This is a genomic window from Streptomyces sp. NPDC107517 (assembly GCF_055582645.1).
The window spans coordinates 1-12,969 of sequence record NZ_JBVJPM010000072.1 but is presented as its reverse complement, the minus strand read 5'-3'; the positions used below and the strand labels follow the sequence as shown (position 1 = coordinate 12,969).

At 68.9% G+C, this 12,969-nt stretch carries 12 protein-coding genes and 3 pseudogenes; 10 read left to right on the top strand and 5 right to left on the bottom strand.

The features are described from left to right. The 5 genes and pseudogenes from ACZ67T_RS45670 to ACZ67T_RS45650 all read left to right on the top strand — a co-directional run. Positions 1 to 579, top strand: a 579-nt coding sequence (locus ACZ67T_RS45670) for a PIG-L family deacetylase (protein WP_469992909.1), incomplete at its 5' end; no start/stop codon positions are given. Positions 580 to 1,597: 1,018 nt separating this feature from the next. Next, positions 1,598 to 2,368, top strand: a pseudogene (locus ACZ67T_RS45665) (IS256 family transposase); the annotation flags it as partial. A gap of 56 nt (positions 2,369 to 2,424) precedes the next feature. Beyond that, positions 2,425 to 4,524, top strand: a complete 2,100-nt coding sequence (locus ACZ67T_RS45660; RefSeq protein ID WP_469992907.1) for an ISAzo13 family transposase — start codon at positions 2,425 to 2,427, stop codon at positions 4,522 to 4,524. A gap of 7 nt (positions 4,525 to 4,531) precedes the next feature. Then, positions 4,532 to 5,008, top strand: a pseudogene (locus ACZ67T_RS45655) (transposase); the annotation flags it as partial. Positions 5,009 to 5,339: 331 nt separating this feature from the next. Next, complete coding sequence (locus tag ACZ67T_RS45650; protein WP_469992901.1) at positions 5,340 to 5,528, top strand: DUF6381 family protein; 189 nt, start codon at positions 5,340 to 5,342, stop codon at positions 5,526 to 5,528. A 193-nt stretch (positions 5,529 to 5,721) separates the two neighbouring features. On the opposite strand, the gene ACZ67T_RS45645 is transcribed toward ACZ67T_RS45650, so the two are convergent. Beyond that, positions 5,722 to 6,939 carry an MFS transporter gene (locus ACZ67T_RS45645; RefSeq protein ID WP_469992899.1) on the bottom strand — a complete coding sequence of 406 codons (1,218 nt, stop codon included), beginning with the start codon at positions 6,937 to 6,939 and terminating at the stop codon, positions 5,722 to 5,724. A 1,226-nt stretch (positions 6,940 to 8,165) separates the two neighbouring features. Here ACZ67T_RS45645 and ACZ67T_RS45640 point away from each other — a divergent pair. Beyond that, positions 8,166 to 8,354: a hypothetical protein gene (locus ACZ67T_RS45640; protein WP_469992897.1), complete on the top strand. Its 189-nt coding sequence runs from the start codon at positions 8,166 to 8,168 to the stop codon at positions 8,352 to 8,354. A gap of 137 nt (positions 8,355 to 8,491) precedes the next feature. Here the strand turns inward: ACZ67T_RS45640 and ACZ67T_RS45635 are convergent, their stop codons facing one another. Then, positions 8,492 to 8,686 (bottom strand): DUF6381 family protein, encoded by a 195-nt coding sequence (locus tag ACZ67T_RS45635; RefSeq protein WP_469992896.1) that lies wholly within the window; start codon positions 8,684 to 8,686, stop codon positions 8,492 to 8,494. Between the two features lie 340 nt (positions 8,687 to 9,026). Between ACZ67T_RS45635 and ACZ67T_RS45630 the strand changes: the two genes are divergently transcribed. Then, positions 9,027 to 9,389: a DUF4333 domain-containing protein gene (locus ACZ67T_RS45630; RefSeq protein ID WP_469992894.1), complete on the top strand. Its 363-nt coding sequence runs from the start codon at positions 9,027 to 9,029 to the stop codon at positions 9,387 to 9,389. A gap of 113 nt (positions 9,390 to 9,502) precedes the next feature. Here the strand turns inward: ACZ67T_RS45630 and ACZ67T_RS45625 are convergent, their stop codons facing one another. Beyond that, a complete protein-coding gene (locus tag ACZ67T_RS45625) occupies positions 9,503 to 10,024 on the bottom strand; it encodes a GNAT family N-acetyltransferase (RefSeq protein ID WP_469992892.1) in 522 nt (173 codons plus the stop codon). Between ACZ67T_RS45625 and ACZ67T_RS45620 the strand changes: the two genes are divergently transcribed. Together ACZ67T_RS45620 and ACZ67T_RS45615 are read left to right on the top strand one after the other, a co-directional pair. Further along, on the top strand, positions 10,023 to 10,592 hold the full coding sequence (locus tag ACZ67T_RS45620; RefSeq protein ID WP_469992891.1) for a helix-turn-helix domain-containing protein: 570 nt from the start codon (positions 10,023 to 10,025) through the stop codon (positions 10,590 to 10,592). The genes ACZ67T_RS45625 and ACZ67T_RS45620 overlap by 2 nt on opposite strands. Further along, positions 10,589 to 11,836, top strand: a complete 1,248-nt coding sequence (locus ACZ67T_RS45615; RefSeq protein WP_469992889.1) for an MFS transporter — start codon at positions 10,589 to 10,591, stop codon at positions 11,834 to 11,836. Before ACZ67T_RS45620 ends, ACZ67T_RS45615 begins: the two co-directional genes overlap by 4 nt. Positions 11,837 to 12,002: 166 nt before the next feature. Here the strand turns inward: ACZ67T_RS45615 and ACZ67T_RS45610 are convergent, their stop codons facing one another. Next, a complete protein-coding gene (locus tag ACZ67T_RS45610) occupies positions 12,003 to 12,365 on the bottom strand; it encodes a hypothetical protein (protein WP_469992887.1) in 363 nt (120 codons plus the stop codon). 42 nt (positions 12,366 to 12,407) lie between these two features. Here ACZ67T_RS45610 and ACZ67T_RS45605 point away from each other — a divergent pair, with 42 nt between their 5' ends. Beyond that, the gene (locus ACZ67T_RS45605) at positions 12,408 to 12,617 is read left to right on the top strand and encodes a hypothetical protein (protein ID WP_469992886.1); all 210 of its coding nucleotides are present in this window, start codon (positions 12,408 to 12,410) and stop codon (positions 12,615 to 12,617) included. A gap of 82 nt (positions 12,618 to 12,699) precedes the next feature. Here ACZ67T_RS45605 and ACZ67T_RS45600 read toward each other — a convergent pair. Continuing rightward, positions 12,700 to 12,969: pseudogene (locus ACZ67T_RS45600) on the bottom strand (hypothetical protein); the annotation flags it as partial.

Genomic DNA, 12,969 nt, shown 5'->3' with positions numbered 1-12,969 from the left:
GAGATGCTGGACTATGCCGACTCCGGGATGATGGGCTGGCCGAGCAACGACGCCCCCGGATCCTTCTGGCAGACCCCCGTTGAGGAAGGCGCCGCCCGACTTGCCGACCTCATGCGGCGCTACCGGCCCGATGTGGTCGTCACCTATGACGAGAACGGTTTCTACGGCCACCCCGACCACATCCAGGCCCACCGCATCACGATGGCAGCGCTGGAGATGACCGAGCTGACACCGAAGGTGTACTGGACGACGATGCCCCGCTCGGGGATGCAGCGGTTCGGCGAGATCATGCGCGAGTTTCATCCGGACATGCCGGAGCCGGATCCTGCCGAGGCCGCCGCGATGGCCGAGATCGGCCTCCCCGACGATGAGATCACCACGTGGGTGGACACCACCGCGTTCAGCGGTCAGAAGTTCGATGCGCTGGCCGCGCACGCCAGCCAGGGCGAGAACATCTTCTTCCTCAAAATGGGCAAGGAGAGGTTCGGCGAGTTGATGGGCATGGAGACCTTCGTACGAGTCCAGGACGCCACCGGCGCGGCCGTACCCGAGAACGATCTCTTCGCCGGATTGCGCTGATCCGCCCGGCCTACCCGATCCCGGAGATGGTCATCGGCCGCATGGCGCGATCGAGCGGGTCACACACCCGGAGACTTGTTCGCGTGATTCCGCCCTGGCAGTTCCGCGTCCAGGCCCTCGCCGGCGTCGTCAGCGCGTGCCCGTCGCACCGCCGACCCGACACCACACTGGTACCCAAACCACCTGGAAACCGCGCAGGCAGGAGACCTGCGGGCTGCTGAACGAGGGCGGTCTCCGACACCAACCGCGAGGCCCTGCCTCCAAATGCCAGGCGCCCGGTACGCGTCATGCGTACCGGGCCCTGACAACTTCCTGGGCCAGATGCCCTACTCGGCACCGGGATCGAAACCCTGGGCCCGCACGAGCACCCGCAACAGCCGCTGCGCGTCGCCCATCTCGCTCTCGATCGAGTCGAGCCGCCGCACGCTAGGCACTCGATCCCTACCCTGCTCAACCTCGATGCCACGCGCACAACGTTCGCCGCCACAGGACAACCAAGACAACCGGCCCGTGAGCTCACCCGTAGGGGGCATCGTGATTTCCGGCGTCTGTGGCAGGTCACGCGCGGCGGGGGCGGAGGCTCGAACTGTGACTGAATCTGGCCCCCGAGAGCAACACATCCTGACGTGTTGTCAGTGGCGACTGCTTTCCTGCAGGGTCCCGTGCGCGCAGCGGTGCACCGGGCCTGGAAGCGGAGCGGCCATTGGTGCACGTGAAGGAGTACATACGCGCGGACGGCATGAAGATCCGGGCGCACTCGCGATGGGCGTCCGGCGCGAGGCGGGAGATGAGTGTCCTGGCCACCATCGCCCTGATGGCTTCGCCTTCGCGGACACCACAGGCAGCGGCCGCGCAGACGGCTCCGGAAGGAAGGTGTCCCAGCCGGTTGCGTCCAGGGAAGTGGTGTACGGGTTCGACCTGATCCGGGGGTTTGCTCCGGCATCGGGATGGTGCCCGCATAGATGAACGGCCACCGGCTGATCTTCGAAGTGACGAAGCCTCGAAGGAGATCAGCACGATGACCGCACCAGACAGTCTGCCCCTGCACGCCCTCGCCGAAGACAACCTCGCCGCGGCGAGTCCCGACCTGCTGCGCGCAATGGTCAAGACGTTCGCCGACGCACTCATGTCTGCCGAGGCCGATGCCCTCTGCAACGCCGAATACGGGCAGGTCAGCGACGAACGCGTCAACCACCGCAACGGCTACCGCCCACGCGAGTGGGACACCCGCGCCGGCACCGTCGAACTCGCCATCCCCAAGCTGAGGCAGGGCAGTTACTTCCCGCACTGGCTCCTCGAACGCCGCCGGCGGGCCGAACAGGCCCTCATCTCGGTCGTCGCTACCGCCTACCTGCTCGGCGTGAGTACGCGCAGAGTCGAGAAACTCGCCGAGTCCCTCGGCGTCACCCAGCTGTCGAAGTCCCAGGTCAGCACGATGGCCAAGCACCTGGACGAACAGGTCGCAGCCTACCGCAACCGGCCGCTCGACGCCGGGCCCTACGCGTTCGTCTGGGTCGACGCACTGACTCAGAAGGTCCGCGAGGGTGGCCGCATCATCAACGTCCACGCACTGATCGCGGTCGGCGTGAACGCCGACGGGCACCGCGAGATCCTCGGCATCGACGTCGCCACGTGCGAGGACGGGGCCGGCTGGCTCGCCTTCCTGCGGTCCTTGATCGCTCGCGGCCTGTCCGGCGTCCAGCTGGTCATCTCCGACGCCCACACCGGCCTGGTCACCGCGATCGGTGCAGTGCTGCCCGGAGCATCGTGGCAGCGATGTCGCACCCATTGAACCCGTCGAGAAACAAGGTGTCGCTTCCGTCTGCTGATGTCGTTGGCCTGGGTATGGCGATTTCGGAGGGGGTGCACGGCCAACTTGCCGTGCGATTCGAGGTGTTGCTGCCGCACCTGAACGAACGGCAGCGCCGGTTAATGCTGGCGGCCGAGGCCAGGCTGCTGGGCCATGGCGGTGTCCGAGCGGTCGCCCGTGCTGCCGGGGCGAGCGAGACGACGGTCCGCCGGGGCGTCCTCGAGCTGGGCATCAACGAGATGCCGTTTCCCGAAGGACGGGTACGCAGACCGGGCGGCGGACGCAAACGTGTCGAGGAGGCCGATGCCGGGGTGCTGCCGGCGCTGATGGCTCTGGTCGAGCCGGATGAGCGAGGTGACCCGATGTCACCGCTGCGCTGGACGACGAAGTCGCTGCGCACCCTGGCCCAGGAACTGACCCAGCAGGGACATCCCGTCTCGGCAATGACGGTGGGCCGGCTACTCAAGGAGAACGGGTTCAGCCTGCAGGCCCAGGCCAAGACGCTGGAGGGTAAGCAGCATCCGGACCGGGACGCCCAGTTCCGCTACATCAACGAGCAGGTCAAGCGGCACCAGGCCGACGGCGAACCGGTGATCAGCGTGGACACGAAGAAGAAGGAGATGCTCGGCCTGCTGCCGAACGTGGGCCGTCAGTGGCGGCCGAAGGGCGAGCCGGTCCAGGTGGAGGACCACAGCTTCTTCACCGGCCCGAAGGGCGATACGGCGATCCCGTACGGCATCTACGACCTGACCGCCGATGCCGGTTGGGTCAACGTCGGCGTCGACCATGACACCTCCACCTTCGCGGTCGCCTCCATCCGCCGCTGGTGGCAGGCCCGCGGCCACCACGACTACCCCCACGCCAGCCGCCTGATGATCACCGCGGACGCGGGCGGCTCGAACAGCTACCGCTACCGCGTCTGGAAGTCGGAACTGGCCGCCCTCGCTGCCGAGACGGGCCTGTCGATCACCGTGTGTCACTTCCCGCCGGGCACATCGAAATGGAACAAGGTCGAGCACAGGCTGTTCTCCCACATCGCCATGAACTGGCGCGGCCGCCCACTGACCAGCCACGAAGTGGTCGTCAACACCATCGCCGCGACACGGACCCGCGCCGGACTGCGGGTCGAGGCCGAGCTGGACACCGGTGCCTACCCCACAGGGGTCGGAGTCAGCAGAGCACATCTGGACTCACTTCCCATCGAGCATCACGAGGTACGCGGCACTTGGAACTACACCATCCAATCCGCCAGTGAGACCGTCGCCGCGGCGCCAGGCGAGGACCGGGGTGCTGGCGCCGCCGCCAGGCGTGAGGCGGTCCTGGTGCTGCTGGCCGACCCTCGGCTGACCGGCATGGACCGCGAGGAACTCGCCGCACTGGCCGAGGAGTTGACTCCGGCCCAGGCTGCCTATCGCGAACAACGCTGCTACCGGCAGCGGGGCGGCCGACGCCGCCAGGCCCCGGGCGCCCACGGCCGCCCCGCGCTCACCGGCCACAACCGTCTCCTGGTCGCCGTCCTCTATCTGCGGCAGCTGTTCTCCCAGAACGTCCTGTGTGATCTGCTGGGCCTGACCCAGCCCGTGATCGGCCAAGCCATCAACGAGGCTCGGCTGCTGCTGGACGAGATCGGCTACCCCCTCTCCCCGACCACGCTCCGCTTCCCTCGGGCCCAGGACGTCCTGACGTTCCTCGAGGACCGACCCTCCGACCGTCCACGCGCCTCCGCGATCCTTTCCGATCCGTCACTGACCGGCATCAACCGCGACTCCCTGGAAGAGCTGATCGACCGTGTGTCCGTGAGGCAGGCGGCGCTGGCCGAGCGGCGCCGTTACCGGCAGCGCGGTGGCCAGCGCCAGCCCGGGTCCCGCGGCGGGGTCTTCCCACAGAAGATCACTGACGCCGACCGGGTTCTGGCCACCCTCCTCAACCAGCGCAAAGTCTGCAACCGCTGGGTCCTGGCCGACCTCTTCCAAGTCAGCCCTCGCACCATCGGCAACGCCTTCCTCGACGTCCGCCCGATCCTCGAAGAAGACGGGTACCATCCGGCACCAGGCTCGTTCCGCTTTCGCAATGCCGACGAACTGCTCACATCGCTCGAGCCCAAGTCGAACACACCGAACGAGCCACCAAGTTGATTTCGTACGGTTTCATTACGCCCGAAATCTGCTGAGCCATGTCCCCAAGTCGGCTCAGCCATGGGTGGCCACCCTGCTGCGGACGGTGTTCGAGCAGCCCGACACCGAGGCGGTCCAGGCTCAGATGCGACACGTCCTGGACGCGCTGGAGGCCAAGTTCCCCAAGGCAGCAGCCCACTTGGACACAGCTCAGCACGATCTCCTGGCGTTCACCGCGTTTCCCCGTGAGATCTGGCGGCAGATCTGGTCGAACAATCCGCAGGAGAGGCTGAACAAGGAGATCCGCCGTCGCACCGACGTGGTCGGGATCTTTCCCGACCGCACCGCCCTGATCCGGCTGGTCGGTGCGGTGCTGGCCGAGCAGAACGACGAGTGGACCGAAGCCCGCCGCTACATGGGACTCGACCTGCTGGCCAAGGCCCGCCTACACCCGATCGAGTCAGAAACCGACGACACCGACCTGCCCACCGAACTCACCGCATAGCCTCAAATCGAGATCACCGAGTGGCCGTCAATACACCACTCCCGCGGACGTGACCTCCCAGCCCCGGTCGAGGGCCGGGTTTCCGGTGAAGTTCCCGGACTGGGACAGGCCGCGGCCCCGGCCGACCCCGACCGCCTCGTACCCGACCCCGTGGGACCGGGGCCACTGAGCCAGAGCACCCCACGACCTGAGCAGGGTCCGGCAGGAAAGTCGCTTCGTGAGGGCCTTTCCAGCTGCGTAGATAACAGGGGGTGACCGCTCGACATGCAGGGGGTGGTGGGGCCTGTTTTTCTGATGTGGCCCGCTCTTCCCCATCACCCAAGGAGTGATCATGAGCGCTGCAGGCGAGTCCGGTCGTATCCAGCAGATGCGTGCCAAGGCCCAGGACCTGGAACAGGCCGCGGAGCGCGCCACTGACCCGCAGGAGCGCCAGCGTCTGAAGGACAAGGCCCGCCAGCTCAAGGAGCAGAGCGAGCACGTAGGCGGCACGGGCAAGTCGGACATCGACCCGACGCTGTAGCCCGGTAGTTCCGAGCACAGACACCGGCCGGTGGCCGGCCTCCGTGGCTTTCTGCCACGCGAGAGGCCGCCGGCCGGTCACTGCTGTCTGCGCTCAGTCGCCCGCGGCCCCGGCAGGCACGCCGGCCTGGCACCTCTGGCACATCATGCAGTTCGGCGCCGGAGGCCGGGCCCTGTGCGACCCGCACGCGCTCTCATCGAGCCGCGCTGACCTGGTCGGCTTCCGTCGAGTGTTCGGCGCGGGACGAGGTGACCACCTCCGAGCGTCGGGTGTCCCGGTCCATGAGGCCTCCCGTGAAGGCGAGGCCGAGGCCGGCCAGGGCGAGAGCGGCCCCGACCAGGTTCGGCGAGGTCCAGCCCCAGCCCGCCGAGATGGCCAGTCCGCCGAGCCAGGCACCGCCCGCGTTGGCGAGGTTGAATGCGGAGTGGTTGGAGGCGGCCGCCATCGTCGGAGCGTTCTGGGCCTTGGCCATGAGCAACATCTGGACGGGCGTGGTGATGAGAGAACCCATCGCACCGATGAAGGCGATGGTCACCAGCGCGGGCACGGTGCTGTGGACGGTGAAATAGAACGTCACCAGCGCCGCGGCGAGCAGGGCGAGCCCCGCGTACAGCGTCGGCCTCAGGGCGCGGTCCGTGAGCGGGCCTGCGATCACTGTCCCGAGCGTCATGCCGACACCGTAGAGCGCGAGGACCAGTGTGGTGGAGGAGTCGGAGATGCCCGTCACGTTCGTGAGCATGGGCACCAGGTAGCTGTAGACGGCGAAGAACCCGCCGAACCCGACGACGGCGGTGGCCAGGCCGATCGCGACCTGCTTGTTGCCCATCGCCCGCAGTTCGTGCCGGATGCCGGACTGCCGGCCGCGTGGCTGGTGGGGAACGAAGAGGGCCAGCGAGGCGAGGGCGATGATGCCGATGACGGCGACCGCCCAGTAGGCGGACCGCCAGCCCAGGTGCTGCCCGAGGGCCGTACTCGCCGGCACGCCGATGATGTTCGCAATGGTGAGCCCGAGGAACATCTTGGAGACGGCACGTGCGGCCCGTTCGGGGGCGACCAGGCGGGAAGCGACGACGGCTCCCACACCGAACAACGCTCCGTGCGGCAGGCCGGCCAGAAAGCGCGCGGCGAAGAGCAGTCCGAAGTTGGGAGCGAGCGCGGAGGCGATGTTGCCGACCACGAACAGCCCGGACAGGAGCAGTAGCAGCCGCTTGTGGGGAACGCGCGCGCCGATGCCCGTCAGTACGGGGGCGCCGACGACGACACCGAGCGCGTAGGCCGATACAAGGTTGCCGGCATGCGGCACGGATACGTCGATGCCGTCAGCGATCTGGGGCAGCAGCCCCATCGTGGCGAACTCGGTCGTACCGATGCCGAACGCGACAACAGCAAGGGCCAGCAGAGCCAGCGGCATGGTGCGGGAGACCTTTCGAAGACAGTGGTTCATGAGCGGATGGGTGTGGATGGGACTAGGAGTGTCTCCCACCCAGTGGTCAGCGTGGTGAGCACGATGGCCCGGCGCCGCCTTGGAACAGGGATGGGCAGAGGCGAGCCCACAAGGCTCAGCAGTGCGAGGGACCCGCGCATTCCAAGATCGACCAGAACGTGTCAGTGACCTACCTCACCCGAAATCGCCCGTCCTGTTGCGTACTGCTGCTGGCCGTTGCCCTTCGGTCGGCACTCGCTCCCACAAGGAGCGCGTGTGCAGGCGGCTGCCGTTCGGAGCCGGGTTCGCCTGGTCCTCCTCGGGGGTCCAGCTCTCACTGGCTCACTGCTGGAGCGCCACTTCGAGGCTGCGATGGTGAGGAGCGAGGCCGCCTCGGTGCCGCATTCGGGGCAGGGGCGAGGGATGGGGTCGGTGAGGCCCCAGCGGGTCCAGCCGCCGGTCTTCCAGCTGGGCTTGGGACAGCATGTCCGGGTAGAACTCCTGCGGGGCAATCTCATGCGTACCGTTCCACGCCGCTCTGGCTGTTTCCCACTGGCCCGCGTCGCTCAGCTGATCCTGAAGCTCCTCGCTCAGCTCCAAGGGTTTGGGGTATTCGGTGACCTGCTTCGGTGCGCGTAGGCACGGAGATTCGGCAGATACCGGTCGAACTGGATCATGGGTGGCCCGGGCGGTGTGTCGAGCACGTCGGTGACAGCGGCCGAGGAGCGCCACAACAGTCCGGTCCTGTGGTGGGCCGGATGCTCGCAGGGGCACCACAGGACCTGGAGGAGAGCGGCCCGGGCGGCCCGGGGCGGTCAGAAGGGGGGCGTCGGGGGCGTACAGCTGGGCCACGGGCAGCATGGGAATCGGGCAGTTGTACCACGGGCGGCCCTCTCTCATCCGCTTCGCGGCCTCCAGTTCCTCGGGCGTGGCCGCGGGTGCTTGGGGTCGCGGCGCTGCCGCCCGGCCGCTGCCGCACGTCGGCAAACCGCTGCCGGTCGTCTCCGATCTCTGCGAGCAGCCGGGCGCCGAGCTGGATGCCGAGGCCGGGGGAGGCGAGGATGATCTCAGCGCTCGGGTGCTGAGGGAAAACAGAAGCCAGCCTGTGGTGCTTTCAGCAAGCCCGTCCCGCACTCTCACACGACCCGATCGGATGTGACGCCCCGTCCTCGGGATGTCAAAAGCGGCCGCCTCCCGCCGTCATGGCGCTGTCCATGCGCGAATTCACGGGTGTCGAGATCGGCCGGCTCCGGGACGACTTCGGTCACGCGCTTGAGCAGCTGGTCGAGGCGAAGGTGGCCGGCGGCGAGCTGGCCGCGCCGCCCGAGCCCGGGCCGGCGGTGGACTTGATGGCCATGCTGGAGGAGTCGGTGCGAGCCGCACGCGCGCGCCGCGGCGGCTGAGCTGCGGGCGTCTGCCGATGCTGTTGGCGGCGGAGGCGTTGTTCTTGAGCGGAGACAGCAGTGACCGGCCGGGGGCCTCTCACGTGCCAAAAGGAGGCCACGCAGGCCGGCCACCGGCCGGTGTCTGATGCGGGGAACTACCGGCGGGACGACACCGTCGGGTCGACGTCCGGCGCACCGGTACCGCCTGCGTGCGCGCTCTGCTCCCTGAACTGGCGGGCCTGGTCCTTCAGACGCTGACGCTCCTGCGGGTCCGTGGCACGCTCCGCGGCCTGTTCCAGTTCCTGAGCCCGGGCACGGATCTGCTGGGCACGCTCGCCTGTAGCGCTCATGATCACTCCTTGGGTGACGGGGGAAGAGCGGGCCACATCAGCGAAACAGGCCCTGCCGCCCTCTGCATCTCGATCAATCACCCACTGTTATCTGCGCAGTTGGAAAGCCCTCGCGGAGTGGCTTGCATGCCGGAACCTCGGGAGGCCGCCAAGCAGCGCCACACACCCCCAGGCCCGCCGACTCCACCCCGAGGCACGCTCGACTTCGGCTGACCGCACAGCCGTGGGGCCGGACAGGACCCACCCCGACCGATCCGGCCACCACGGCCGCCGCGTGCACGGAGTCCGCCCCGCGCCGCAGGGGTTGTCTGTACGCGGACAGCCGGATAGGACTGTCCGCGTGACTGATCAACGCAACTTCGCCCGTAGGGTCATCGCGTTCTCCCTTGCCGTGATCGCCTGTTGTGCGCTCACCGTCACCATCATGCTGTTGGCCGGGAGCCCCGCCGTGCAGCCGCAACGAGTCTTGGATCAGGATGCGTTGGCGCGGGCCGTACTCAACGGCGTCGATTCCGACGACGCCTTCGCGAAGCCCCCGACCATCGACGATGTGGCCTGCCCCGCTTCCATCCCCGTCGAGGCGGGCCGGGAGTTCGAGTGCAATGTCAGCGGCGTCGGTGACGGCAACAGCAGCGGCCATGCCTGGGTCAAGGTGAAGATCAAGGATGATCAGGGCACCCTGTCACTGGACGCGACGACGTAGCTCAGTCCCGGGCCGACATCGGCAGCCGAGGGCTGGGTTGTGGTGCGCCGTCTCTGTCCCCGCAGGAATGAGTCCGGGCTGGGGGTGCCCAGGTCCGGCGGTACGGGGTGCGGTCAGTTCAGTTGCCGTTGCATCAGCGTCAGATCGAGCCAGCGGCCGAACTTCGTGCCCACCTCGCGCACCGTGCCGGCGTGCTCGAAGCCGTGGCGCTCGTGGAGGCGGACGGACGGAGTGTTCCCCGCCTCGATACCCGCGATCATCACGTGCAGGCCCGCCGTCGTGGCGGAGGTGACCAGTGTGCCGAGGAGCGTGGAGCCGATACCGTGGCCATGGTGGCCATCGGCGACGTACACCGAGTTCTCGACGGTGTGCCGGAAGCCGGAGTAGCCCTTCCAGGGGCCGTAGACGCCGAATCCCACGACTGCTCCGCCCTGCTCGGCCACGTACGCCGAACCGCGCTCCAGGTGCGCGCCGAGCCAGGCCGCTCCTTCGTCGCGGGACTGCGGTGTGTCTGTCCACAGTGCCGTGCCGTGCTCGATGGCGTGGTTGCGGATGGCCAGGACGGTGTCCAGGTCGCTGGGCAGTGCGGGGCGGACCGTCACCGCCCGCACGCCATTCTCGTATAGTGGATGCATGTCTAATATCGTAGACCCTCTGGTGGAGCGCATCGGCGCACGCATCCGCGCGGAGCGGGACCGGCGCCGCTGGACGCTCGCCGAGCTGGCGCAGGAATCGGGGGTCTCGCGGGCGATGATCAACCGGATCGAGCGTGGCGAGAGCAACCCGACCGCCGTGGTCCTGGGCAAGCTGTCGGCGGCGTTCCAGCTGAGCGTCGCCACCCTGCTCGACCCGGAGGCGGGAGCGGGGAGGGTGCGGCGCGCCGACGAGGCGCCCCAATGGCTCGACCCGGGCACCGGCTACACGCGACGGCAGATCTCGGGGACCGGATTCCCGGCCGAGATGGCGGAGATCCTGCTGCCCGCCGGGGCCGAAGTCCCCTACCCTGCGGCTGCGTTCGCGTTCCACCGGCAGCTCATCTGGGTGCTCGAGGGTCATCTCACCTTCCGTGAGGGCGAGTCGACTCACGAGCTGGACGCAGGCGACACCGTCGAGCTGGGCCCGCCCGCACCCTGCGTCTTCATCAACTCCACCAGCGATCAATGCCGTTACGCAGTGGTCCTGGTGCGTGGGGACGCGCCGTGAGTCGCCCGCCCCGTGGCTCCGTCGGCCTGCTCGCCGGCACGGCCGGCATCGCTCTGGCCAACAACTACGCGATCCAGCCCGCGCTCGGTGACGTCGCCCGTGACACCGGCACGTCGGTGCCCGCCATCGGCCTCGTCACGACGGCCGCGCTCGTGGGATGCATCGCGGGCTTCGCGTTCCTGCTTCCGCTCGCCGACCGCGCGGCGCCGCGCCGCCTCGTCACGGGCCAGCTCGCGATGCTCGCGAGCGGCCTGTTCCTGGCCGCGGCCGCTCGCGGCCTGTGGCTGCTGCTCGCCGCGTACGTGATCATCGGAGCGGGCGCGAGCGTCAGCGCACAGTCCTCGACGATCGCCGGGCGAACGGTGCCCGGGGAGCGGCGCGGGACAGCCGTCGCGCTGGTCGCCGCGGGGATGTCCGCCGGGATCCTGCTGAGCCGGCTCGTCGGCGGGGTACTCGCGCATGCGCTCGGCTGGCGCGGAATGCTGCTCGCGTTCGCCGGGCTCGTGCTCGTGTGCGCCGCCGGCGCCTGGCTGCGCCTGCCGGACGACCGGCCCGCGCCCACGCACAGCTATCTCGCCACTCTCACCGCGCTGCCCGGCCTCCTGCGCCGTCACCGTGTCCTGCGCCACGCCGTGGCGGCCGGCAGCCTGTGGTACTTCGCCTTCAGCCTCGTCTGGGTCGCGCTCACCGTGCGGCTCGCCCAGCCGCCATACGGTCTCGACGCCGCCGCCATCGGGCTCTACAGCCTGGCCGGCGCCCTCGGCTTCGCCGCGCTGCCCGTCGCCGGACGCCTCGGCGACCGCTTCGGGCCACGTGCCGTGATCTGCACCAGCATGAGCACGGCCGCCGTCGGCGCCGCCCTGCTCTGCACCGGCCTTGACCACCCTGCCGTCACCGCGGCGGGCCTGGCCCTCGTCGACGCAGGCTCCTTCACCGCACAGGCCGCCAACCAGGCCCGCGTCCTCGCCATCGACCCCTACCGCGGCGGCAGCCTCACCGGCGTCTACCTGCTCCTCTACTTCCTTGCAGGTGTGGCCGGCTCCGCGCTCGCCGCACCCCTGATCACGGTGGGCGGCTGGCCCGCCGCGTCCGGCGCGGTGCTCGGGGCATTGCTGCTCTGCGGACTTCTCGCCCTGCGCCGCGACATGGATGAGACACGCGGGCGGGAAGAGGCACCGTACAAAACGGGCCGGGATACACACGTCCCTGCCCCTTCTGTGCCGCTGCGCACCCGTTCACGGTAGGCGCGCAGGCCGGGCCGGCCAGGCCCGCGTGGCGCACCCGATGTGCAGTCTTGTGGCCCGCTTGATCTCGCAGTCACCGACCGCGCAACGGGGGATCGTGTTGGTCGTCACCGGCGTTCTGTGGTGTATGCGGCGGCGGTGTTGAGCAAGGCACCGACAGTCAGAGCTACCCTGCCCCGAAGTGTGCGGTGGCGAGCACCGTGCCGTCGGCGGAGGTCAGGCGGGCGCCGGAGAGCGTGGTCGGGTTCACGGAGGCCGGGGCTCCCCAGTAGCCGTAGCCGCGGTGCAGGGTGAACGTACCGACGCGTACGGTGCTGCCGTCCTTGTGTACCAGCACGCAGGAGATCTTCCCGCCGTACATGTTGCCGGCGTCCGCGAGGTCAACGGACATGTAGACCCAGGTCGGCGGCCCGCGATGGAGGTAGATCTCGCCGACCGGCTGCCGGCCGTGCCCTACCGTGGTCAGCTGCGCATGCACCATTCCGGCGCCGACCCCGGCGGGACGGGAAGGCCAAGTCAGCACCCGCATCGCTGCCGCCCCTCTGTCCGGTTCGCATGAGCATCCTGGACCATGACGGACGTTGGCTATCCGGTGAGGGGTGGCAGCCCTGTCCTGAAAGGCGGCCGTACTCAGGGGCGCGACATCGTCAACAGAGACCAGCTCGTTGACGCCAAGCTCCTCGTCGCTGCCTCGAACACCGAGCAGAGGAAGTATCCGGGGTGCACGCACAAGCTGCGCCGCGACCTGTGGCGCGCCTTCGATCCGACCCGCAGACGGTGATCATGATCCGACACGAGGGCATAGGTCTCTTCCGCGCTCCAGTCGATCGTCTGGCAGGGGTGATCGACTCCTGCCCTTTCTCCTACTGCGGCGGCCAGCCGCTGTAGGGCGCCTGCTGCCCGTACTGCGGCGCCTGCTGCCCGTACTGCGGAGGTTGCTGCTGCCCGTGCTGCGGGGGCTGCTGCCCGTACTGCTGGTGCTGCGGTGCGCCGTGCGGGGGCTGGGCCTGGCCGCCGTACCTGGGCGCCTGCTGTGCGTACTGCTGCTGCGACTGGCCGTGCTGCGGCTGGGAGCCCGGCGGCAGGTGGAAGACCTGGCCGGGGGCGGGCTCGTGGCGTACGAAGCCCGCCGC

What these genes read in the sequence shown, in the direction of transcription:
- ACZ67T_RS45610 (WP_469992887.1), bottom strand. Translation starts at nt 12,365, where the DNA reads ATGCGGGTGCTGACTTGGCCTTCCCGTCCCGCCGGGGTCGGCGCCGGA.
- ACZ67T_RS45605 (WP_469992886.1), top strand. Translation starts at nt 12,408, where the DNA reads ATGACGGACGTTGGCTATCCGGTGAGGGGTGGCAGCCCTGTCCTGAAA.
- ACZ67T_RS45660 (WP_469992907.1), top strand. Translation starts at nt 2,425, where the DNA reads ATGGCGATTTCGGAGGGGGTGCACGGCCAACTTGCCGTGCGATTCGAG.
- ACZ67T_RS45645 (WP_469992899.1), bottom strand. Translation starts at nt 6,939, where the DNA reads ATGCCGCTGGCTCTGCTGGCCCTTGCTGTTGTCGCGTTCGGCATCGGT.
- ACZ67T_RS45625 (WP_469992892.1), bottom strand. Translation starts at nt 10,024, where the DNA reads ATGCATCCACTATACGAGAATGGCGTGCGGGCGGTGACGGTCCGCCCC.
- ACZ67T_RS45650 (WP_469992901.1), top strand. Translation starts at nt 5,340, where the DNA reads ATGAGCGCTGCAGGCGAGTCCGGTCGTATCCAGCAGATGCGTGCCAAG.
- ACZ67T_RS45620 (WP_469992891.1), top strand. Translation starts at nt 10,023, where the DNA reads ATGTCTAATATCGTAGACCCTCTGGTGGAGCGCATCGGCGCACGCATC.
- ACZ67T_RS45640 (WP_469992897.1), top strand. Translation starts at nt 8,166, where the DNA reads ATGCGCGAATTCACGGGTGTCGAGATCGGCCGGCTCCGGGACGACTTC.
- ACZ67T_RS45635 (WP_469992896.1), bottom strand. Translation starts at nt 8,686, where the DNA reads ATGAGCGCTACAGGCGAGCGTGCCCAGCAGATCCGTGCCCGGGCTCAG.